21 protein-coding genes and 1 pseudogene are annotated in these 19,605 nt (G+C 67.3%); 4 read left to right on the forward strand and 18 right to left on the reverse strand.

From position 1 onward, the window contains the following. Nucleotides 1-58: 58 nt before the first annotated feature. The 9 genes from ACFY10_RS07675 to ACFY10_RS07715 all read right to left on the reverse strand — a co-directional run bounded on the left by ACFY10_RS07675 (nucleotide 59) and on the right by ACFY10_RS07715 (nucleotide 6,596). The gene (locus tag ACFY10_RS07675; protein WP_390664158.1) at nucleotides 59-301 is read right to left on the reverse strand and encodes a hypothetical protein; all 243 of its coding nucleotides are present in this window, start codon (nucleotides 299-301) and stop codon (nucleotides 59-61) included. Between the two features lie 230 nt (nucleotides 302-531). Continuing rightward, a complete protein-coding gene (locus tag ACFY10_RS07680; RefSeq protein ID WP_390664159.1) occupies nucleotides 532-1,080 on the reverse strand; it encodes a winged helix DNA-binding protein in 549 nt (182 codons plus the stop codon). An 86-nt stretch (nucleotides 1,081-1,166) separates the two neighbouring features. Further along, nucleotides 1,167-2,375 carry an acyl-CoA dehydrogenase family protein gene (locus ACFY10_RS07685; RefSeq protein WP_390664160.1) on the reverse strand — a complete coding sequence of 403 codons (1,209 nt, stop codon included), beginning with the start codon at nucleotides 2,373-2,375 and terminating at the stop codon, nucleotides 1,167-1,169. Nucleotides 2,376-2,457: 82 nt separating this feature from the next. Then, nucleotides 2,458-3,075 (reverse strand): GAF domain-containing protein, encoded by a 618-nt coding sequence (locus ACFY10_RS07690; RefSeq protein ID WP_390664161.1) that lies wholly within the window; start codon nucleotides 3,073-3,075, stop codon nucleotides 2,458-2,460. Next, entirely contained in the window at nucleotides 3,075-3,668 is a 594-nt protein-coding gene (locus ACFY10_RS07695; RefSeq protein WP_390664162.1) for an ATP/GTP-binding protein, read from the reverse strand. Before ACFY10_RS07695 ends, ACFY10_RS07690 begins: the two co-directional genes overlap by 1 nt. A 4-nt stretch (nucleotides 3,669-3,672) precedes the next feature. Continuing rightward, nucleotides 3,673-4,041: a DUF742 domain-containing protein gene (locus ACFY10_RS07700; RefSeq protein ID WP_390664163.1), complete on the reverse strand. Its 369-nt coding sequence runs from the start codon at nucleotides 4,039-4,041 to the stop codon at nucleotides 3,673-3,675. A gap of 38 nt (nucleotides 4,042-4,079) precedes the next feature. Beyond that, a complete protein-coding gene (locus ACFY10_RS07705; RefSeq protein ID WP_390664164.1) occupies nucleotides 4,080-4,580 on the reverse strand; it encodes a roadblock/LC7 domain-containing protein in 501 nt (166 codons plus the stop codon). Between the two features lie 30 nt (nucleotides 4,581-4,610). Continuing rightward, nucleotides 4,611-6,110: an ATP-binding protein gene (locus ACFY10_RS07710; RefSeq protein ID WP_390664165.1), complete on the reverse strand. Its 1,500-nt coding sequence runs from the start codon at nucleotides 6,108-6,110 to the stop codon at nucleotides 4,611-4,613. 51 nt (nucleotides 6,111-6,161) lie between these two features. Then, complete coding sequence (locus tag ACFY10_RS07715; RefSeq protein ID WP_390664166.1) at nucleotides 6,162-6,596, reverse strand: ATP-binding protein; 435 nt, start codon at nucleotides 6,594-6,596, stop codon at nucleotides 6,162-6,164. 642 nt (nucleotides 6,597-7,238) lie between these two features. Between ACFY10_RS07715 and ACFY10_RS07720 the strand changes: the two genes are divergently transcribed. After that, a complete protein-coding gene (locus tag ACFY10_RS07720) occupies nucleotides 7,239-8,357 on the forward strand; it encodes a hypothetical protein (protein WP_390664167.1) in 1,119 nt (372 codons plus the stop codon). A 3-nt stretch (nucleotides 8,358-8,360) separates the two neighbouring features. On the opposite strand, the gene ACFY10_RS07725 is transcribed toward ACFY10_RS07720, so the two are convergent. Next, the gene (locus ACFY10_RS07725) at nucleotides 8,361-9,392 is read right to left on the reverse strand and encodes an NAD-dependent epimerase/dehydratase family protein (RefSeq protein WP_390664168.1); all 1,032 of its coding nucleotides are present in this window, start codon (nucleotides 9,390-9,392) and stop codon (nucleotides 8,361-8,363) included. Between the two features lie 97 nt (nucleotides 9,393-9,489). On the opposite strand from ACFY10_RS07725, the gene ACFY10_RS07730 reads away from it, so the two are divergent. Then, complete coding sequence (locus ACFY10_RS07730; protein ID WP_390664948.1) at nucleotides 9,490-9,639, forward strand: hypothetical protein; 150 nt, start codon at nucleotides 9,490-9,492, stop codon at nucleotides 9,637-9,639. A 60-nt stretch (nucleotides 9,640-9,699) separates the two neighbouring features. Here ACFY10_RS07730 and ACFY10_RS07735 read toward each other — a convergent pair. Continuing rightward, nucleotides 9,700-10,014 (reverse strand): annotated as a pseudogene (locus tag ACFY10_RS07735) (DUF6233 domain-containing protein); the annotation flags it as partial. Nucleotides 10,015-11,180: 1,166 nt separating this feature from the next. Here ACFY10_RS07735 and ACFY10_RS07740 point away from each other — a divergent pair. Further along, nucleotides 11,181-11,600: a hypothetical protein gene (locus tag ACFY10_RS07740; RefSeq protein ID WP_390664169.1), complete on the forward strand. Its 420-nt coding sequence runs from the start codon at nucleotides 11,181-11,183 to the stop codon at nucleotides 11,598-11,600. A gap of 3 nt (nucleotides 11,601-11,603) precedes the next feature. Here the strand turns inward: ACFY10_RS07740 and ACFY10_RS07745 are convergent, their stop codons facing one another. Then, nucleotides 11,604-11,843 (reverse strand): hypothetical protein, encoded by a 240-nt coding sequence (locus ACFY10_RS07745; RefSeq protein WP_390664170.1) that lies wholly within the window; start codon nucleotides 11,841-11,843, stop codon nucleotides 11,604-11,606. 763 nt (nucleotides 11,844-12,606) lie between these two features. Between ACFY10_RS07745 and ACFY10_RS07750 the strand changes: the two genes are divergently transcribed. After that, nucleotides 12,607-13,281 carry a hypothetical protein gene (locus tag ACFY10_RS07750; RefSeq protein ID WP_390664171.1) on the forward strand — a complete coding sequence of 225 codons (675 nt, stop codon included), beginning with the start codon at nucleotides 12,607-12,609 and terminating at the stop codon, nucleotides 13,279-13,281. 305 nt (nucleotides 13,282-13,586) lie between these two features. On the opposite strand, the gene ACFY10_RS07755 is transcribed toward ACFY10_RS07750, so the two are convergent. The 6 genes from ACFY10_RS07755 to ACFY10_RS07780 form a co-directional block, all read right to left on the reverse strand. Then, nucleotides 13,587-14,018: a hypothetical protein gene (locus tag ACFY10_RS07755; protein WP_390664172.1), complete on the reverse strand. Its 432-nt coding sequence runs from the start codon at nucleotides 14,016-14,018 to the stop codon at nucleotides 13,587-13,589. Further along, nucleotides 14,018-14,527: a hypothetical protein gene (locus ACFY10_RS07760; protein ID WP_390664173.1), complete on the reverse strand. Its 510-nt coding sequence runs from the start codon at nucleotides 14,525-14,527 to the stop codon at nucleotides 14,018-14,020. Before ACFY10_RS07760 ends, ACFY10_RS07755 begins: the two co-directional genes overlap by 1 nt. Next, nucleotides 14,524-15,972 (reverse strand): type IV secretory system conjugative DNA transfer family protein, encoded by a 1,449-nt coding sequence (locus ACFY10_RS07765; protein ID WP_390664174.1) that lies wholly within the window; start codon nucleotides 15,970-15,972, stop codon nucleotides 14,524-14,526. The genes ACFY10_RS07760 and ACFY10_RS07765 overlap by 4 nt, the downstream gene beginning before the upstream one ends. 292 nt (nucleotides 15,973-16,264) lie before the next feature. After that, a complete protein-coding gene (locus ACFY10_RS07770) occupies nucleotides 16,265-16,648 on the reverse strand; it encodes a DUF6238 family protein (protein WP_390664175.1) in 384 nt (127 codons plus the stop codon). Continuing rightward, nucleotides 16,645-18,081, reverse strand: a complete 1,437-nt coding sequence (locus ACFY10_RS07775; RefSeq protein WP_390664176.1) for an ATP/GTP-binding protein — start codon at nucleotides 18,079-18,081, stop codon at nucleotides 16,645-16,647. The genes ACFY10_RS07770 and ACFY10_RS07775 overlap by 4 nt, the downstream gene beginning before the upstream one ends. Beyond that, complete coding sequence (locus ACFY10_RS07780; RefSeq protein WP_390664177.1) at nucleotides 18,078-19,604, reverse strand: SCO6880 family protein; 1,527 nt, start codon at nucleotides 19,602-19,604, stop codon at nucleotides 18,078-18,080. The genes ACFY10_RS07775 and ACFY10_RS07780 overlap by 4 nt, the downstream gene beginning before the upstream one ends. Nucleotide 19,605: the final 1 nt, after the last annotated feature.

A 19,605-nucleotide genomic window follows, 5' to 3' on the forward strand; every position in this document is an offset into this window, starting at 1 on the left:
TAAATGCGGCAGCAACCGCCCCAAACCCCCTGAACCGCACACCCGGTAGATGCCCAGATCAGGCAGGTGACGTCACAAGATCCCCGACAGAGCCGAATCGGCTGACCGTCGACAGGGCCACCGCGGCCCGGTACTTCTCGCGGTCGCGGCCGGTCAGATGCACACCTGGGGCGTAGGCAGGCAGCTGCTTCAGGGGCTGCTGCCACTGCTCGACAGTGGCGGCAGCCGTGCGCTGCCCCGGTCCGCCCCGACTGCCGGGGCCGCTCAAGGTGGGAGGGGCGTGGTGTCCGCCGCTGGTCACGTGGATCTCCATCGACTGGGTTGCTGGTGTTGTGGGATCTCCCGGTCCCTGTTTCGCAGCACCCCACACGCGGCGAGAACAGGGACCGGGGCCCTCGTTCCCCCGGCCGCCGTCCGGTCTGGGGAACGAGATGGTGCCCCTTGCGCCGAGTAGAGGGGCATCCACTCGGCCGCAAGAGGGTGAGGCCCGTGCGCGGCAGTGGATGTGAACGGGGCTGCCGCACACGGGGGTCAGGGGCAGTGCGGGCTTTCCACGGGGTGGGCGACAGCGGTGACCTGGCCGAGGATGCCGGCGTCGCTGAATGCGATGCAGTTGGTGTCGGACATGGGCTGTTGTTTCACGGTCGGCAGGGCACCGGAGAGCAGCGCCCGTCTGGTGGGCGGGTCGAGCACGACCCGCAGTACAAGCGGGCTCGTGTGCTCTTCCGCGCTGTCACCGGCAAGGAGCAGGCATCCGACCTGTTGCACGGGAGGGATCTGCGGGCCGGTCGCGTCGCCGGTGAGGAGCCGATACGCGCGGGGACGGCGCGGGTCCACGGCGACGAGTCCCTTCTTCTCCAACTGCCTGAGCTGGTGGGCGACCGACGAGGTGCTTCTCAGCCCCACTGCCTGGCAGATCTCCCGCAGGGACGGCGGGTATCCCCTCATCTGTACTGCCTGGCGTATGCACTGGAGGATCCCCAACTGTCGCTCCGTCAATTGGACGTCCGGCGAGACGGCACTGTCCTCAAGGGGCGGAGTCGGGCTGCTGTCGGGAACCGGCAGATCATCAGTCGTCATCGGTTTTCCTGGACTTCGTGTGGTGGGTGGGTTCGGTGTCCGGAAGAGCAGGCGCTTGGGGCACGGAGAGACGGCGGCGTTGGCGGCTAGGTGCTTTGCCCAGTTGCTGGGGCTGCGCTGAGGACGGATCTGGCCAGGTGGATGCGCTGGAATTCGCCCGTGCCCGCGGGGGCGTAGGTGGACTGGATGTCCCGGATCAGGCACTGGAGGAGGTAGTTGGGGTCGAGGCCGTGGGCGCCGTGGAGTTCCATGGCGTCTTGGGCGGACTGCAGGGCCCACGCATGGTTGCTGTACTTGGCGTTGATGAGTTCGGTGTCGCACTCGATGCCGTGGTCGAGCAGATGGACGGCGTGGTAGAGCAGGACGCGTGCGGCGCGCAGCCGGTGCACGATCGCGCCGAGACGGTCCTGGAGGACCGGCAGGTCGAGCAGGGTTGCCTCGTAGCGTTGCCGCTCGCCGAGGAAGCGGGTGGTCAGGCTCATGACCGCCTCGTGGATGCCGAGGCTGACGGCGGACAAGTTCGGCCGCCCGTAGCGGATGCTGCTGCGCTGGGCGACCTCCATGCCCTGCCCGACCTCCCCAAGGACACAGTCGACCGGGACCCGGACGTGGTCGAGGTCGAGCCGGCCCGCGGAAAAACCCCTCAGCCCGTGCCCCGCCCGGTACGGAGCAACGCTCACGCCCGGCAGGTCGTTGGTGACGAGGAAGGCGGTCAGGGCCTGCGAGGGGCTGTCCTCGGACGTACCAGTGCGGGCGACGACGACGTGCAGGTCCGCGATGTGCACGTTGCCGATGTGCGCCTTGCTGCCGGTGATCACCCACTCGTCCCCGTCCCGCTCCGCCACCGCCTCCATCCCGCCGATGTGACCACCGGCGGTCGGCTCGGTGACCGCAATCGACATCAACACCGAGCCGTCCGCGACCCGCGGCAGCCATCGCGTCTTCTGTTCGTGGGTGCCGAAGCGGTCCAGCGCGCCGACGGGGATGAGGGTGGCCTGGAGGATCGCTGCCGCCGCTGCGGACACCACGGAAGTCCGGTGGATCAGGATCGTCTTGGCGACGTGCCCGGCCTCCATCCCGCCGTACTCGATGGGGATGGTCACGCCGAACCAGCCCTTGGCGGCCATCAGCTGTGCCAGGCGGCGGTCGTACTTGCTCGTCGAGCGCTCCAGCCTGGGGACGCGGGGCGCGACGTACTGCTCGGCGAACAACTCCGCTTCCTGCCACAGCAGTTCATGGCGGGGAGTGAGATACGGGCGCAGTGCCTCGGGGGGTGGTGTGGGTGTGGCGGGCATGGTCGTCTCCCTAGTCCCTGTGTGGGGTCGCAAGGCGGGGTGCGGCCGGTACCGCGGGGTGTGGGGGTCCCGGGTCGGTGGGTCAGGAGGCGTGCGGCGGGATCTTGAGTAGGTCGGCGGTGGTCCGGGCACCGTCGCGGACGATGCCCTGCAGTCGGGCCGCGTCCCTCAAGGTGCGTGGTTCGGGGTCGATGAGGCAGACCGTGACCAGGGCGAGGCCGGTGACGGCGTCGATGACGGGCTCCCCGAAGTAGCTCTGGATACCGGCGGCATCGACGACGTCGTTGCTCTGGAAGCGAGGGGAGGCGGCCACGTTCGGCAGGGGCAGGCCCCGTCTGCGCCGTACGACTTCGGGGCAGTAGCCCTGGCCGCGGCTCATGGTGCGGCCGATGATCGGGTAGCCGGCGTCGGACGGGGGGTTGTGCAGGCCGAGGAAGGTCTGCTGCTCACCGAACGCGTTCGCCATGGCGTAGAGGAAGCCGCTGCGCTGGGCGATGTCGTCGGCGAGGTCGTCGAAGACTGCCTGGGCTTTGAGGTGGATGCCCAGTTCACTGAACCGGTGCAGACGTGTCGCCATCTCCGCGAGTTCGGCCTGCGGGTCATCGGTGAAAGTCTCGATCTTGCACTGCGTGCCACCAGGGACGGGGCCGGGGTCCGGGACGGTCACGGCCGGGTGCGGGCTGCTGGGGAAATGGGTCATCAGGCGTCCAGGAGTGCGGAGTCGGCGGATTGGAGGGTGACGGCGTACCGGACCAGGGTGATCAGGACCCCGGCGACGGAGTCGGCGTCGCGGGCGTCGCAGAACATGACCGGCACGTTCGTGTCCACGTCGAAGGCCTCGCGAACCTCAGCGAGCGGGCGGCGCCTGGTGCCCGGGAACACGTTGACGGCGATGACGAAGGGCAGGCCGCGCTGTTCGAAGAAGTCGGCCGCGGGGAAGCTCGACTCCAGCCGTCGGGTGTCGGCCAGGACCACCGCGCCGCGCGCCCCTTCGGCCAGCTCGTTCCAGAAACCCCAGAAGCGGGGCTGACCAGGCGTACCGAACAGGTAGAGCTCCACCGGGACCGGGTCGTCGAGGCCAACGCGTCCGAAGTCGAAGGCGACCGTCGTGGTCGTCTTGCCCTCGATGCCGTCCAGGCTGTCGACGCTCGTGCTCTGCGCGGTGAGGACCTCCTCGGTGCGCAGCGGGGGGATGTCGCTGATGGCGCCGATCGCGGTGGTCTTGCCGACGCCGAAGCCTCCGGAGAAGAGCAGCTTGGCGGTTGCCCTCGTGGGCTGTGGAACTGCGGTCATGACGTCACCCGGCCTTCGCACGGGCGTTTGGATGCCGGCGTTTGATACCGGCGGCGACCGCCAGGAGCAGCTGCACGTCGCTGTTCGCGCTGCGCCGGTCTGGCTTGGGCACGGTCAGGACGCCTGCGTCGATCAGGTCGGAGACGAGGACTCTCACCAAGGTCACGGGGAGAGCGAGGAGGCCGGCCAGCTCGGTGAGGGGACGCTGCCGCTGGCGGCACAGTTCGACGAGTCGGACGCTCTCCGCGGACAGTCCCGGCCGGGGAGTTCGGTGTCCGATTCCCAGGACCGTGTGGAGGCTGAGGGTGTGACGGGCCTTGGTGACGCCGTTGGTCATCGCATACAGCCGCACGATGGTGGTCGTCTCGTCCAAGGCCCCGGTCTCTAATGAGTCCTGGCCTGTCGGGGAGTTCACGCGACACCGTCGTCCTGACTCAACACACGGACCGGGGTCGTCATGAACGGGGCGAACCGCTGCACCATCACCCCGGCGTCGTAAGCGACCTGGCCGATGTTCGCGTCCGTGGCGACCAGTACGAGGAGCACCGTCGCCACCGTCTTGCCGGAATCGGTGAACGAGTGGCCGATCCCGGCCTCGGTGAGCAGGAACAGGCTGTCGGTCCGCTCGATGAGGAGCTGCCCCACCGGCAGCTTGTGACCCGTCGGCCCGGTAGTCCCCTTGGCCAGGGCCATCAACCCCGCGGACGACGCGGCCAGTTCATCGAGCCAGTCGATCTCGTCCTTGGAGGTCATGTGCGAGGGGAAGACCTGCTTGATGCCGTCGCGAGAGGCCAGCACCGCGAGCGTGACACCGGTGGTGTCCTTCACGAACTCGTCGAGCAGGCCGGTCATCTCCTCCCTGGCGTGCTCCAGGGCATACACAGGTTCTGTCAGGCTCACGTCATAGGTCATGGCGGGGAACTCCAGGCAAGGTAGTGGGGGTCAGGAATGAGGGGTCGCAGGTGTGCCGGGCGGCGGATCGGCGCTCATCCCGGCCTGGAGGCCCGTGCGCCAGTCGGCCATGTTCTGGGGGTTCGCGGCCGGGGCCGGCGCCGCAGGCTCACCGCCCTTGCCGTCCGGCATCGGCCGGGGCACACGCTTGCGCCGAGGCAGCGGGTCCGAGTCGCTGCGGGCGGTCTGCCCCGCGGAGCTGTCCGCGTACGGTGTGGGGCGCGCGGCTCCCGCGTACGCCAGCTCCGGGGTAGCGGGTACCGGCTCGGCCGGCGCTGGCTGGGCGGGGACCGTGATGGTGCCGACCGTGGGTTTGGCCGCCAGGAGATAGTGGCCGGGGATGACGACGTGGGCGGTCGTACCGCCCATCTTGTTCATCTCCAGCCAGACCTTCAGGTCGTACTTAGCGGCGATCTTCGCGCTGGTGATCAGGCCGAGGTTCCCGTCACGGACCTGGCCCGCGACATCGGCCTCGTCCGGGCGGGCGAGGAGACGATTCAGCCGCTCCCGCTTGTCCGGGTCCATCAGACGACTGGCCCGGTCCTCCACCTCGATCAAAAGGCCCTGGGCCACGCTCTGCGCCCGGACGGTGACCTTGGTCGCGGGAGAGGAGTGCGCCAGCCCGTTATCGATCAGCTCGGCGAGCAGGTGCGTGATATCGGGGTGTACGTGCGCGGGCAGCGCGATGGTGGTGCCGACATCCCCCGGCACGATGTCGACGCGCTCGTACTTGACCACCTCGGACTTCGCGCCGCGCAGCAGCGTGAACACCGGCACCGGTGAGCGTGTCTCGCGCAGGGACTGGCCGCCCAGGACGACGGACACGCTCTCCACCATCCGGCGCAGCCGCGTCGCGAGGTGGTCGATATGGAAGCACCGGTGCAGAAGCTCCGGGTCGTCGGTCGTCATCTGCAGGAGCGTCATGTGCTCCAACAGAGCGTCGATCAGCCCGTGTTGGCGTCGCGTCAGGGTCCGGTGCATCGCGACGAGCACCGCCGCCTGAGACTCTTCGTACGTCCGCAGCAGACTCAACGCACCCTGCACCTGCAAGTTGCCGATCAGCGCCATGACTTCCTCAACCGGGTCGTCGCCTGCTGCAGGAGGCTCAGGAGGAAGCTGCGGCCGAGTGCCTCTGTACAGCTCGTCCGCCGTCCAGATCAAGGTCTGCTCGGCCGCTCCCACGGATTCCTTGACCCGCTCGAACTCGGCAGCACGCCGGCCCTGAAGCGAAACTGCCACGGCCCGTATCCGCAGGCAACCGACCACACCGGCGGTGAACAAGCAGCCGCCGAGAGCCAGCGCGAACTGCATGATCGTGAACTCGTACATCCGCGCGGCCAGGAGCGTCACGCTCCACAGGGCGACCAAGCACAGCAGCGGTACGGCCAGCACGCCGACGAGTTCATCAAGGAGATAGCGGTCCGCCCGCGGGCGGCCATCTCGTCTGCGGCGATGGGTGACCGGGCGGGTGGCGGACACGCGGTCAGACATGACAATCCTCAACAGTCGGTGGTCGTAGGCGAGATGGGGAGCGGCGAGCGTTCAGGCAGGTCGCGGCGTCGCGGGTCGCATCCGCACCCGTACGGTCTTTCCGCGCTCGACGTCCGGCGTGCCCCAGGTGACTTCGCCGCCCAGCGCGCGCACGCGACCGAGCCCCGTGTGAGGGCTTGCAATGATGACCTCATTGAAACCAGGGAACCTCGGGTCCGGATCGGCCACGTCGATGAGCAAACCGTCGTCCTCGGTGATGCACAGGACGAGCTCGATCACGCCGTCGGCGGGAACGTGCGTCGGATGCTTGACACCGTTTTCCACGACCTCTTGAACGACGAGAAGAGCCTCGTCCTGGTCCCCCGGCCATCTGGACATCGCCAGCCAGGTCCGGGCATGAACCCGGGCCAACCGGACCGTTGTCGGACGCAACGGCCACTTGCGCTCGAACGGCCGCAGACGAGGCGGGGCTGCCGGAGTGGCCACCTCTCGACCTCGCGGAACTTCACCATCGTCCGGCTCAACGGCAAGCGGAGGGAATTCAGTTGTGTGCGCTCCGGCAAGAGGGAAAGCAAGAGCGGCACTCACCATGTGCGTCACAGGAGACTCCCTGGTTCGCTGCGCGGGTGGGCTCACCAACGTTGAGCCCCCTATTTGACCGATCGGACGTGCCCCGAACGCAGAGCGTTGGGGGAGATCAAGATTTGCGCAGCTGGGCAGAACTCACCATGTCGCGCCGGGTATCACCTCAAGCACGGTGAGGTGAGGCGGGTATCACAGACATGTCATCTGGGCCCCACGTCACCCCGAGATCGCTTCTGTTGCGGCAAGTTGGGCAATAGTGGGTCGTGGGGCCGCCCATGCTGCTACGCCCCCATCGCGGACAGCTCGGCTGGAAGGGAAGCCTCGGCCATGGAAGCGCGGACGCTGCTCCAATTACTCGTACGGGAGCGCGGATGGACGTACGAAATGTTCAGGCGGGCCTACGAACAAGCCGCCCAGGAGGTTGCAGTAGCCGTAGGCAGGCCTCGCTCCACCACAACCGTGGAGGAACAGACATTTCGGCGGTGGACGGCGGGTCGTGTGCGAGGACTCCCGAACCAGCCAGCACCGCAAGTGCTGGAGCGCATGTTCGGCTACACCGCACGCCAGCTCCTGAGTCCTCCGACCGAGCTGTCTCCGGCCTCGCCCAATCAACACGCATTTGCGCTCGATGAAAGTGAACTTGTAATGACTGCTCGGGATGCAGCCGCGCACGCTAGTGGTGCCGCCTCCCTCAGCGTGCCCGACATGACCCTCGATCAACTTGCCGACGACGTAGTGGCCCTCGCCCGGGACTACAGCTCCACGTCCCCGATCCAGGTGTACGGCCGGGCGAAAGAACTCCTGGGCATCGCACAGACCCTGCTCGAACGGACGGAGGTTCCTCGCCAGAAGACGCGCGCATACCTCGCCTCCGGCCAGTCAGCGGCTCTCCTTTCTGCGATCTGCTTCGATTTGGGGTCCCTGCCTGCCGCAGTCTCGCTGTCGCGAACCGCAGCACTCTACGGGCAAGTCATCGAGCATGGCCCTCTCCAGGCGTACGCTCACGGCGCACTCGCCTTTCTTGCCTACTGGGGAGGCCGCCCGGCGGAGTCCGTCCGGCTCATCCATACGGCGCAGCGGTTCGGGGGGCTCGGTGACACCGCCCGTACCCGTCTGTCTGTCATCGAAGGTCGCGCGTACGGGCATTTGGGAAATCGAGCAGCTGCGGAGCGTGCTGTACGCAATGCCCTGGAGCAGAGCACAGGAGCTCGGGACGATCTCCATGACGACATCGGCGGTGAGTTCGGATTCCCGAGCGACCGGGTCGCCATGAGTAACGCGACGACGTACCTACTGCTTCGCGACGCTGAGGGCGCTGAGGCGGCGGCAGCCAGCGCCCTGGACCTCCTGGCGGCCAAACCCGAGGAACAACGGCCGATCCTCGTATCAACCCAGGCATCGGTCGATCTCGCTCGCGCACGGTTGCTCCGTGGAGAACTCGCCGGGGCCCACGAAGCCCTGGACCCCGTGTTCTCAGTGCCCAGGGTATGGCGAGGAGCCGGAACTCTGGAGCGCCTGGCAGCAGCTCGGTCCGAACTCTGCCGCCCTGACTTCAATGGTTCGGCCGAGGCGAGCACGCTCGGCGAGCGAATCGAGGAATTCACCGCCAGTGCCGCTGCACAAAAACTCGGGCTCGCCCCACCATTGGCCATCGAGAGCTGACGATCAGGCAACCAGTTTGGCCAGGATCTCCGCTTCCTTCGCTGTCGAGATTCCGTGCTCGGCCCAGCGGGGGTGCTCAACTGGCGTGCCGCCGCCTCGCAGCCACTCCCATGTATCGACGACAGTCTCCGCGAGCGGGCGGCATCGCAGTCCGGCCTGCTGGGCCTGAGTGGAGTCAACATTCCAGGCTCCCAGATGAGTTCGCCACAATGGCAACTCGGTCCACTGCTGCACACCCTGCTCGAGGAGCAGGTCATCGGGAGCCCAGACGAGATGCCCGGAACTTCCAGTGGCCTCAAGGCACGCGTTGAGGAAGCCGCCCATCGTCTCACGGCCGATAGGGGCGGTGACGTTGTACGCACCACCGCCCCCGACCGCTGCCTGGTCGAGCGCGAACTCGGCCACGTCCCGCACGTCCACAGGCTGAATGGACTTGGCTGGATGGCCGGGAGCAAGAATGGCGCCGCCCAACTCCGCCCGACGCAGCCACCAAGGGAGCCGGCCAACGTACTCCCCTGGCCCGAGGATGACCCCCGGCCTCAAGACCGTCACCCTCGCGGCCCCGAAGGCCGCTAGCGACGCTCGCTCGGCACCCGCTTTCTGGCGCCCGTAATACCAGTCCGGCCCGTTCCAATCCGCGGGCAGCCGACCATAGTTGACGTCAGCCTCAGCGGGACCGTCCAGCAGTTCCGACGTCTCCGTCAACGGCTCGTTCGGCCAGCCTCGGTAAGCGTTCACTGTGGAAACGTAGACGTACTTTCCTGCCACGGGCTCCACGGCTTTTGCCCCGGCCAGCACGTCACGCGGCGCGAGCTCGGAAGCAGAGGTGTCGATCACCGCGTCCCACGGTCCATGGGCTGCGAGTTTTGCGAGGTCCTCCCGCACCGTACGGTCACCGTGGATCTCCTGTGTCCCTTCCGGCGCCACTCCGGAACGCCCCCGGTTGAAGGCGGACACCTTCCACCCCCGATCAAGCGCCGCCTGGGCAACAGCCCGCCCCAAAAACCACGTTCCACCCAGCACGAGAATCTTCATGAGGCTGATCCTGCCCGCTGTCCCCTTCACTGCGCCATCGTCATCGAGCGTGATCTGCCAGAACCTCGGGCGCAGTATTTGAGACGGGCAGGAGTCCGTGGCCCAGGCAAAGGCCTCCCGCGGCGAAGATGCCGAGGTGCACGAGCTGCTGAAGAAGAAGGCCACAGCCAAGCAGCCAGCCAAGAAGACTGCCGCGAAAAAGACCACAGGGAAGAAGGCGACCGGGCGGCGGCCGCGCAGCGCCTAATGGGCAGCATCCCCAGGGCCGTATCCGGCTGGCACTGCGGGCACGCTTCGACTCCGCGAGCGCGCGCCGAGCCTGATCCCGGCCGATGCCTCGGCTGCGCTTGCCCGCGTTCCAGCAGTCCCCGACGTGCACGTACACCGGCGGAGCATGCCGGTTGAGCCCGAGTTCGATCAGCCACTCCGGTGCCGGCAGGCGGGCCTGGAGGCCGCGCTGCCGCTCGGTGTCCTGTGACACCGACCGTTGAGTGCGTGCCATCGAATGTTGAGCACTGATGGGCGATTCAAGCGTTTGGCCGTCCAACGTCGCGCGAAGGGGAGTTGGGCCGTCGCAGTATGGTCGGCGAACGACCTGGCGTTGGGGACAGGAGGGGACCATCTTTGCTTACGTTGCTTTCATCGAGGGATGCCTGATCCTGGTGATGCTCCTGCTTACTCGCCACTTTCGGCGGATGGAGTCCCGCCTGGGGCATGATGCCCAAGCACGGTTAGAGGAACGACGGCTCGTGTCAACACTGGACTACGTGCAATCCCGCCGCAGGGGGAAGGGCACTTCTGGCGACGGCGAGGCCTTGTTGCGCGACATCGAGGCGCGGCTGGATGCGCTGCGACCGCACACGCCAAAGCTGGAAGACCCACCCGCCTCTGTGAATATGCTCCCCGGCGAGGAGGCCGCCGCCGCCGCGTTTCGGGGCGTTGCCGCGCAAAGGCACGCCGGAACGTGCAGTCACGGTGGACATGCATCGCGCCACCTGGTGCGCGCGACGCGATTCGGGTTGTGTGCGGCCCTGGTTGCCGGGGTGGTAGGAGGTGTCGCTGTTGCTTCTGTCACCGGCGTCCTACCCACGCCGTTCGGGGATTGGAAGCACCCCCAACAGACGAGCCACGGCGCCATCGAAGCCATGAGCATGTCGGTGGGGGCCGTGGCCGCACTGTTGGGGGGAGCGGGCACGTTCCTATCTGGATGGGCAGCGTGGGGCGCCTGGCGAGACGCGCGCCGAGCGCAGAGCGCCCACCGCACAGATGCTCCCCCTACCCAAGGCACGGCTGAGCCCGACCCTCCGACTGACGGCGACTCTTCTGAACGTCCGCCCTCAAGACATGACGGTTACCTCTGAAGCCGCTCTTTCCCGTCGCAGCACGGTGCCCACATCGCCCCTCCACGCCTGACGCTCCAGTACGCAGCACGCGTTGTGCTCAATCTGCAATGGCACGAACTTACTGATTAGTTGTCAACGTTCGGTGGCAACGATCAACCTTCGCTGTCACAGCACACTCGGCTTCACGGCGCTCCTCGTCGGCGATCCACCGACGGGTGCGTGCCAAGCCTCGATGGGACCGGGCCGTTCACATGTTCGATTCTAGGCAGTAGGCTGCCGCCTGCACATCGAGGGGAGGTTGCATGCGAGAGCGTATGGACCTGGGCGAGCTGCTGCGGCAGCAGCACGTCGACCTGTCCGCGCTGGATTCGGCGCCGGCGATCCAGCCGACCGCGAGTACTTCCGCCGCATTCACCGCATGCTTCCGTGTTTGGTGTGCGGCGAGATGGCCGCCAGCGCCCGCGTGTACGACAGCCCCGACCACGGGCCACGCTGGGTGGACCTGTGCCTGCCGCACATGGTGCTCACCTCAAAGCCGGCACCACGCATGCCGACCACCTGGGAGGGCATCTTCGCCGATCTGCGGGAGGTGACCGCCGAACTAGGGCTCACCATGTGCCCCGTCAGCCCGCAGGAGTGGGAAGAGAAGGGCCGCCGCGCGGCGCTGCGGCGCGGCTGGCGCTTCCAGCTCACCATCTCCGTAACCGGCCAACCCACGCTCCACGGCTGGTCCTCAGGCGAGGCAACCGCACGCGAACGGTTTACCGCACGCGTCAGCAAGTACCAGGGGCTGCCCGGGGCGCGCATCGTCCTGGTCGACGAGGCCGAACGCACGACGCTGGCCGTGTGGCCCGACCATGCGTAGCCGTCAGCCCTCCGGCACGGCGTGCCGCACGGCCTTCTTCACCGCCTGCTCCAGCTCGTACCGCGACGTGCTCACATCCTCGCGCCCCGCGTACTCCGTCACCGCGGCCTGGAAATCCGCGGCCGCGTCACGCCACGCCTTCCACTGCGCGTCGTACGCCGTACCGTCGAGACCAGCGAGCTTCGTGCGCGCGTCTTCGGCGGAACGTTCCAGCTTGATCAATTCGTCGGGGATGTCTGCCACGGAAGTGAATCCTAAGCGCCCCGTTAACCCACGAGGCGCGCGTGACGGTGAGTGGAGGGCGAGAGCAAGCCGTCCGGGAAAACAACGGCGCCGAGCGACGCCGCAAACTCGGACCCCCTCAACAGCCGCCTGCGTGCCATTACCCCGCGCCGGGCAACGCTGTACGTGGACACCCTGCACCTGTTGAACGTCCGCTTCGCGATCGCCCCGGATTCCGGCAGCTGGCGCATGACGTGGGCCCTGACGCACGTGCCCGAGGACGTTCCCGGCCCACCGGGGATCTTCGGCGGGAACCGAGCCGGTCTGAGTTCTGTGGTCGCGGCCGTCATCGAGCAGGACTTTGCAGGGCGCAGGCGGCCACCTCGCCCACCTGATCGACGTGCAACTCGGTATGATCAGGCACCTGTTGAAGAGGTGCCGAGATCGAGGCCCGCTGCGCGAGATTCCAGGAAACCAGACCTGACGCCCATACAAGGCACCCCTCCCACGCTGGAGGGAACCGCGCCTGGCGTGCTTGCCCCAGCAGCTCGTCAACTTCCAAGACGCTGAACGTACTTGCCACTTGATCAGCCCACAGGGCGAACTGAGGGTTTCCATGTGCGGCCCACGACGCCGAAGTGCGACGGAGCGGCAGGTCATCACCAACATGAGCGACTGCCCAGGGACCCGATCTGCTTGAGAAGGGCCCGCCGGTCCGCGATCGGTTCGGCCGCCCTGTCGTGGGCCTGTGGTGTTCGGCCTCGGAAGGAGGGCAAACTGTCCGTTGATTCTCGTCCGGGAGGGCAAATTCGTGCCGATGACGATTGAGGAATGGGTGCAGCAGCACCTCGCCGGGCACACCGAGCGGTACATCGCTGCGCATGGACAGCACCCGCTCGCGGAGTGCTTCGAGTGGGCGCAGGCCATCGAACGCTGGCAGGCTCAGCACCCAGATCTGTGCGGGGATTTCGGTTCTGTTGATGCTGCCGTCGATCGTGACCTGCTGACGACGGCCATCGCCGAGAGCCTTCACCTTTCCATGGTGGTCCACGTCAAGAAGCTCCTCGGCGACCTCGACCTGGATCAGGCCCGGTGTGAGCTGCGGCGCTGGATCCACACGGGCACGCGGCACCCGGCACCGGGATCTGTGCACTGGCCTGCCCCGCCAGCGCCGTACGACGTACCATGGCGAGCGCTCATGCTGGAGACCACAGCTGACGAGCGACAACGTGTTGTCGCAGCCGCGACCGCGACCCTGACGGTCCTGACGGACACCGTGAACGTACTCCTCCCACCGGTGTTGTTCGACTACCGGCTCCGCGAGGTCGGGCTCACGTATACGGCCCTCGCGCAGGCGGCGCCGGTGGTAGGGGTCATGCGCGAGGTCGCAGTGAGTAACCCCGCGTTCTTCCAAGGACTTGAGGGGTTGACCGTTGTCGAGGCAGCCCAGCCTCTCTGATAGGCAGAGCCGAGACTGCGTTGAGGGCGTGCCGCTCGTACTGGTGAGTGCTGCTCTTGCCTCGATGCGGGGCCCTATGTCTCTCTCGGTCGGCTGGAACCCCGGACGGTTGGGTAACGGTGCTACGAGGTGTGGCCGAGATGTCGGGGTGCGTGAGGATCGCCAGGAACATCGGTCTCTCGACGGGGCATCACGTGACGCACGAGGTGTTACTCCGCGGGTCTGAACTTACTCGTGATAGCCCGCTCCAGGCGACGAGTATCACCCGGGCGCGGTACTAGGCGAGGAACGCGTCAGTAGTTCCGTCAAATACCGGGACCGTCAGGTTCTGTCGACGGGATGTTTTCCAGCGATGCGGCACTGCTGCCATAAGCCGACCATCGTTGCGATGGCGTCTGATGCCCGCTTGGGGAAGTCCCGTCGGGCCGTCCCCCGACGGTTTCTTGTGCCACGAATCTCGTGAATACCTGTTCTGCGTGTGCCAGGCCCAGCCGCATCGTGCCGTACGGTCCCACCGCGTATCCGGTGCGGTGACCGTGAAGGTGCAGTTCTGCCACTGCCTGAACCGCGGCTTCGACCTGTGGCACGTCGTCCGGCGGGACGAGAGCGTGCAGTTCCTCCGCCCACTCCCAGCCGAGATCTCGGAGCACCATTCGAGCTTCTTCCTGCTCCCAGCCGCTTCGCGCAACCAACCCATGTCGGGGGTCGGCCGAGAAGACCATGTCGGGGTTCGTCATCACTGCGCCATCTCCTCGGCTCGTTCCGCAGGCTTGGTTTCTTCGCGGCCTCCACCGGCTTGTGCGGGCCAGGCTGCGAGCTGGAAGCGCGCCGGGCGGTCTTCGTGCCGTCCCACTCGGCATTCGTCGCCGGCCTTGCCGAGGGCCTTGTTCATCCGCGTGAGGAACCGGTCGTACTGCTCGTGCCAGATCACGGTCGAGCCTGCGTCCGCGTACGCATCGGTTCTGGCGAAGGCCAGGGCCGCGATCTCGTACCCAAGGCCCTCGTGCTTCCTCCAGCACGGGGGGATGACGTCCTGCGGCTGCCAGGCGTACGCCCAGTTGAGCCAGCGGCATGCGGAGTCGAGCCACGCGGGCATCGGCGCGATCAACTCAGCTGGCAGAGCCCCCAGATCCCATGGAGCGGGGCCGTCGACCACGGACTCCTCCGCACTCCGCTCTGCGATGTACTCCAAGATCAGAGCCGGCGGCTCCGGGAAGGGCTCGAATCGTGCAAGGAGATGCGTCATGCGGCAGCCGCCCCCTCGCGGCTGGCCCATGCGGCGGCGTGAGCCCTGGCCTGGATCTGCTTCGCTGTGGCCTGCCGTGAGCGTTCCGCTTCGTTGGCCGTTCGCAGGTCGCGGACGCGACCTTCGATCTCGGTCCAGGACTCCCAGGTCCACATGCCGTCGAGACGAGTGACGATGGGCGGGAGGTTGTCCGCGAGCACCAAAGCGTGGCCTTCCGGCAGACTCCTGATCTCGTCCCCGCGCAGGACCGGTTCCAGTGCCATCTGGGTGGCGGTCGAATGGCCGCCGCGGTCTCCCCCGGTCGTGGTCGTCGTTTTGCGCTCCCGTTCAACCTGACCGCACACGTCGGACATGTCCTTGAGGAAGGCCGGGTCCTTGTCTCCGCCGAAGACCACGACGTTGTTGGTGAACGCCGCCAGCTCTCTCGCCGTGTCCTCGCCGAAGCGGGCGCGGGCGGACGCCCAAGCCTGGAGGCCGTAGATGACCGTGATGCCTCGGCCTCGGCCGTCGGCCACGCGTTGGCGAAGGGAGGGGATGGGGGCGATGTTCGGCGCCTCGTCCAAGGCGGCGAGGAGGGCCGGGTCGAGTCGCCCGGCTGGGGACGCGATGGCGTGAGCCTCTGCGAGGTCCAGCAGGTCTTCGGCTATCGCTGTGGTCAGCGGTGCGACGCTGTTCACCTCCGAGTCCTTGCCGAGCAGGTAGATGGTGCCTCCTGCGTCAAGGAACTCGTGGAAGTCCGTAGCGTCCTCTCCGTCTCCCTGGAGAGCGCGGATCACCGACTGGTGCATGAAAGGTTCGAGGGCGGCGTCGAGGGTTGAGGCGGTGTTGCCGACGGTACGGCTGTCCCCAGTTGTGGCAGTGCGGAGCATGTCCGCCCAGCCGGGGCCGGCGCCGGGATGGGCGTCGAGGATGCCCAGGGGTGCGGGGTCCGTAAGCTTGCGGGCCCACTTCAGCACCCAGTCGATGCTGGCTCCGTCGAGGGCGGCGGCATGGAAGAAGGAGGCCAGGATCTTGGATGCCTGCCCCTTGTAGAAGGCGCTGCCTTCACTGGACTGTGCTGCGGACCCGGGGGTCCGGGAACCGGCGACGAACGCTTTTCCTCGCATCATCGCGATCTCCGTTTCGGACGCGCCCGTGATCGGCGTCCACCGGAACTTGGGAAGTGAGGGAGCGATGTTCTGTGGGTCGAAGACCATGACCGGTCGGCCCTGACGCCGTCGTGCGTCGAGGGTGAGTTCGACCAGGTCCGGTTTGGTCGAGGTAGCGAGGACGGGACCGGCCCAATTGCGGATGAGCGGGGCGAAGAACCGCATCGTTTTCCCGCTGCCCATGGGGCCGATGACCCGGCATGCCTTGTCGGCGCGGGACCACAGCTCCACGCCTTTGGGGCGTTGAGAGGTTCCCAGCGAGTAGCCGAAATCGTGAGGATCGAGGGGGTGGCTCATGACGTGCTCCGGGACGAGGTGACGCGAGAGACAGGGTTAGGAACCGGCGGAACGGCTCTTCGCGAGGCTGATGTGCGGGCGGGGTGGTCTTCACCGCGGGTAAGGGACGGGCGGATCTCCGTGGCCTTCAGGATCGCTTTGGCCGACATCTGGCGCTTGAGCTGTCCCTTGGACGCGAACCCTGCGCCTCGCCGACTTTGATTCGTCAGAATCCACAGCGTCACCAGAGCCACCGCGCACACACCCGTGACGGCGTACAGGGCCAGGGAGATGCCGCTCGGCATGAAGTCCACTACTCGGCCCTCCTCGCGACCCGGGCGGCGAGGTAGCGCATTCGTCGGCCGCAGAGCCGGGACAACGATGCGTCGGGCCCGGCACAGCGTGGCGGAGCCGTGTGAAAGGCGCTGTGGAGGTCCTCCGCGGCCCGCCAGATGTGGGCGACGGCCGTCCGGACGCGGCCACCGGCGACGGAGTAATCGCCGTGGTCCAGCACGGTGGCCAGCGCCTTTGTACGGCGCGCGAGTTCGAGGGCATCGGCGTGCAGTTGATCGATGTCCTGTCGCACCGCATGCTCGCCGGCCGGGAGCGTGGTCTCGTCGGTGGTGATGATCATGGCGGTGCGCTCCGAAGCGGTGTGGAAGGGGCTGGCGGCGGAGAGACGGCGGTATCTGCTCATTCGGTGTCCGGGGAGGTGCTGGTGAGGTCGGTCATCGAGCCGGAGGAGAAGCACAGGTGCTGCTCGGCTTCGACCAGGAGGTGTTGGACGCCGGGATAGATCACTTCGCCGACGATCCACAGAGCGATTCCGCGGCGCAGGCGCATGATGTGCTCCGCAGTCCAGGACGGCAGGCCCAACCGGGCTACCGTCGCTTCTGCCTCGGATTTCTTCTGTGAGTACACGACGATGGTGTCCGCCATCTTCAGAGCGGCTTGAGTCTCCGGGCTGTCGTCGATGTCCGTCAGGTGGTGGATGATGAAGATGCAGGACAGGCCGTAGCCACGAGCAAATTTGAGGAACTTCTCCAGCAGCGAGGCGAGTTGGGGGGTTCCGAGGATGTGCCACGCTTCTTCGCAGACCAGGATGCGCTTGCGCTGGGTGTAGCGGCGGCAGCCCGATTCCGGGTTCGGCCCCAGTTCCCAGGCTCCGGAGTTCGCGTCGACCACAACCCGTTCGTGCTGGCTCGGCTCCGTCCCGCACTCGCACAGCGGGCGCAGCCAGACCTCTTCGAGGAAGACAGAGATCACGGCGACGAGGATGGTCATGGCGACGCCGCCGGACGGGACCTTCGTCAGGTCGAAGACGACCATGTCGGCGTCGAGGTCGACGCCGAGGCTCGTCGGTCCGTCGAGCATGCCGGTGAGATCGCCGGTCGCATCCTGCTCGCTTCCGCAGAGCCGGTCCAGCACGTAGGACGCCTCAAGCCCGTCTGCGAGGAGTTGGTCCTGCGTGCGCTGCTTGGCCGTCGCATCGGATTCCTCCGGAGACCGGAGTGCGGCGGCGACGTCTGCGAGGACGGGCGTGCGTCCGGCGCTGCCAGCTCGCTGATGGGCCCTGCGGATGGCGAGCCGCAGGGCCGAGCCGGCGAACTCGTCCAGGGGCTTCCCGAGGCCAAGTTCCACGATCGTCCGAACGAGCTCGATCTGCCGCTTTCCTGCAATCGCGGGGTCCATCGGGTTGATGCAGGAGGCACCGTGCCCCCCTCCCGGAGCGAACTTCACGGGGGCCTTGCCGGTCAGCGAGCGCCCCAGCGCGGCCCACTCGCCCTCTTCCCTCTCTTTCTGCTCCTTCGTGTCCAGCACGACCACCTGACGTCCGAGCCGGATCTGCCGAGCGGTGTAAGTCTTGACGAGCGCAGATTTGCCGCGGCCCGTGTCCCCCACGACCAGCATGTTCCCGCCGGGTAGGCCGTCACCGAACGCGGAGAAGGGGCAGTAGATGAACGCCTTGCCCGAGTACAGTTCCCGGCCGATGATCGCTCCTGCGGTGCCGAGCGTCGGAGGCGCGATGGGCAGGTACAGGGCTTGGCTCGTGGTCGTCTCCGTGTAGAGCGGGCGGCGCACCGTCTCATGCATCGTGGACAGGGGGGCGAGGTCGAGCAGGGCAGTCACTTGATACCCCCGGCGAGGGGGAGGGTGGTGGCGAAGGCACGAGCGTGTTCGAGGTCGAGCCATTCGATCCGGAGATGGGCGTTGCGGGCACGGGAAGCAGTTGTGCGCTTCGTGCGCTCAAGTTCCTCGGCGCTGCGGGAGGAGATGGTGATGTAGCCGACGACGGCGGACCCGGCCGCTCCCGACGACGCCAGGGCCATGCCCCGCGAACCGGTGGCGCTCGCCGCGATCTGGTCACGGGGGTCGATGTTCTTGCCGCGCTGACGGTCACGGTGCATCTCGGCCTGGTTGTTCGTGTCTTCCGCGAGCATCCGCTCCACAGCCTTGTCGTTCGGCTCCAGTTGCTGGGTGATCGAGATCGTTCGGATCACGTCCGGCATCCCGATCAGCAGAGGCGACAGGAAGTCCGGCCCGACGGGCGTGGTGGGCCATCCGACAACAGCCGCCGTGGCGTGGAACCAGCCGGCGGTGGACCCTGCGGCCCGGGTCGCGACGTGCGCACCGTTACGGACGTCGACGTTGCGGGGGAATGCGTGTGCCTGCGGGAGGCCCGTGTCCCAGATGGCATGGTCGGGGTCGTAGCTGTTGCGGATAAACGCGGTCATCCGGCCCTCGTCCAGGGGCGCGATCACCGAAAGGTCGGCGTCTTCCGCCCGGGACCACAGCTCTTCCAGGTACGTGGCCATTGCGGCGGCGACTCCTTCGTCACCCGTGCCCCGGGCCGCGCCTTCGGCCGCCAGGTCCCGGGTGAACTTGGCGTGGATGGTGATGTAGTAGCGGTGCTCCTCCGCCGAGGTGGACACGGCGTTGGCCAGTACGTCGTACGAGTCCTTCAGCCACTGCGGAGCGTCGGCCGTGGCCGCCGACTCGTCGCGCTGCGCAATGAACCGCTGGTGGGCGTAGGGATCCGACTTCATCTGCCGGGCGAGGACCTGAATCCTCTTCACCGGGTGTTCCTCGACGTTGCCGAAGGCGTCGAGGAGCTCGCCCCAGCGCTCCAGGGCGACGACCTGTTCGCCGACTTCCTTGCCACCGAGGCCGGGGGAGGCGATCTCCAGGGTGGCCGTGACGCAGCGGGCCTCCGGCTGGAGGACCACGACGGCTCTCTGCCCGCGGACTGTGACCGGCACCCACGTCATGCCGGCGATGCCTTCCGGCTCCGCCAGGGCGGCGTCCGGCGGAGTGCCGTCGTGACTTACGCCGGCCTCGAAGGCCGGGGACACCCACACCCCGCCAGTACGTCGCAGCGCCTTGCGGTGGTAGCGGGTGATCCTCCACCAGCGGTAGAGCGTGCGCCGCTGGGACGTGCCCTTCGGCCGGTACGGGGCGTACACGATGCCGAGGGCGAGCAGGATCGGCAGGACGAGGCAGGCCGCGGCGATGGCCGTCACGCCGTTGAAGAGATAGCCGAGCAGGATGCCGGTGCCCGCACCGGCACCGAGAACGACCTGTTCGCCGAGGTCGCGGCGGCCCACCAGTCCCGTGGGGCGGTGCTTTCCGAACTGATACGTACGAGTCGACATG

Source organism: Streptomyces sp. NPDC001401 (genome assembly GCF_042895385.1).
Classification (GTDB): domain Bacteria; phylum Actinomycetota; class Actinomycetes; order Streptomycetales; family Streptomycetaceae; genus Streptomyces.

Excerpts from the sequence above, each read along its gene's own strand:
- ACFY10_RS07705 (WP_390664164.1), bottom strand. The coding sequence starts at position 4,580 with ATGACCTATGACGTGAGCCTGACAGAACCTGTGTATGCCCTGGAGCAC.
- ACFY10_RS07725 (WP_390664168.1), bottom strand. The coding sequence starts at position 9,392 with ATGAAGATTCTCGTGCTGGGTGGAACGTGGTTTTTGGGGCGGGCTGTT.
- ACFY10_RS07720 (WP_390664167.1), top strand. The coding sequence starts at position 7,239 with ATGTTCGGCTACACCGCACGCCAGCTCCTGAGTCCTCCGACCGAGCTG.
- ACFY10_RS07685 (WP_390664160.1), bottom strand. The coding sequence starts at position 2,375 with ATGCCCGCCACACCCACACCACCCCCCGAGGCACTGCGCCCGTATCTC.
- ACFY10_RS07680 (WP_390664159.1), bottom strand. The coding sequence starts at position 1,080 with ATGACGACTGATGATCTGCCGGTTCCCGACAGCAGCCCGACTCCGCCC.
- ACFY10_RS07740 (WP_390664169.1), top strand. The coding sequence starts at position 11,181 with ATGGCCGCCAGCGCCCGCGTGTACGACAGCCCCGACCACGGGCCACGC.
- ACFY10_RS07765 (WP_390664174.1), bottom strand. The coding sequence starts at position 15,972 with ATGAGCCACCCCCTCGATCCTCACGATTTCGGCTACTCGCTGGGAACC.
- ACFY10_RS07780 (WP_390664177.1), bottom strand. The coding sequence starts at position 19,604 with ATGTCGACTCGTACGTATCAGTTCGGAAAGCACCGCCCCACGGGACTG.
- ACFY10_RS07755 (WP_390664172.1), bottom strand. The coding sequence starts at position 14,018 with ATGACGAACCCCGACATGGTCTTCTCGGCCGACCCCCGACATGGGTTG.
- ACFY10_RS07690 (WP_390664161.1), bottom strand. The coding sequence starts at position 3,075 with ATGACCCATTTCCCCAGCAGCCCGCACCCGGCCGTGACCGTCCCGGAC.
- ACFY10_RS07695 (WP_390664162.1), bottom strand. The coding sequence starts at position 3,668 with ATGACCGCAGTTCCACAGCCCACGAGGGCAACCGCCAAGCTGCTCTTC.
- ACFY10_RS07710 (WP_390664165.1), bottom strand. The coding sequence starts at position 6,110 with ATGTCTGACCGCGTGTCCGCCACCCGCCCGGTCACCCATCGCCGCAGA.
- ACFY10_RS07770 (WP_390664175.1), bottom strand. The coding sequence starts at position 16,648 with ATGAGCAGATACCGCCGTCTCTCCGCCGCCAGCCCCTTCCACACCGCT.
- ACFY10_RS07760 (WP_390664173.1), bottom strand. The coding sequence starts at position 14,527 with ATGACGCATCTCCTTGCACGATTCGAGCCCTTCCCGGAGCCGCCGGCT.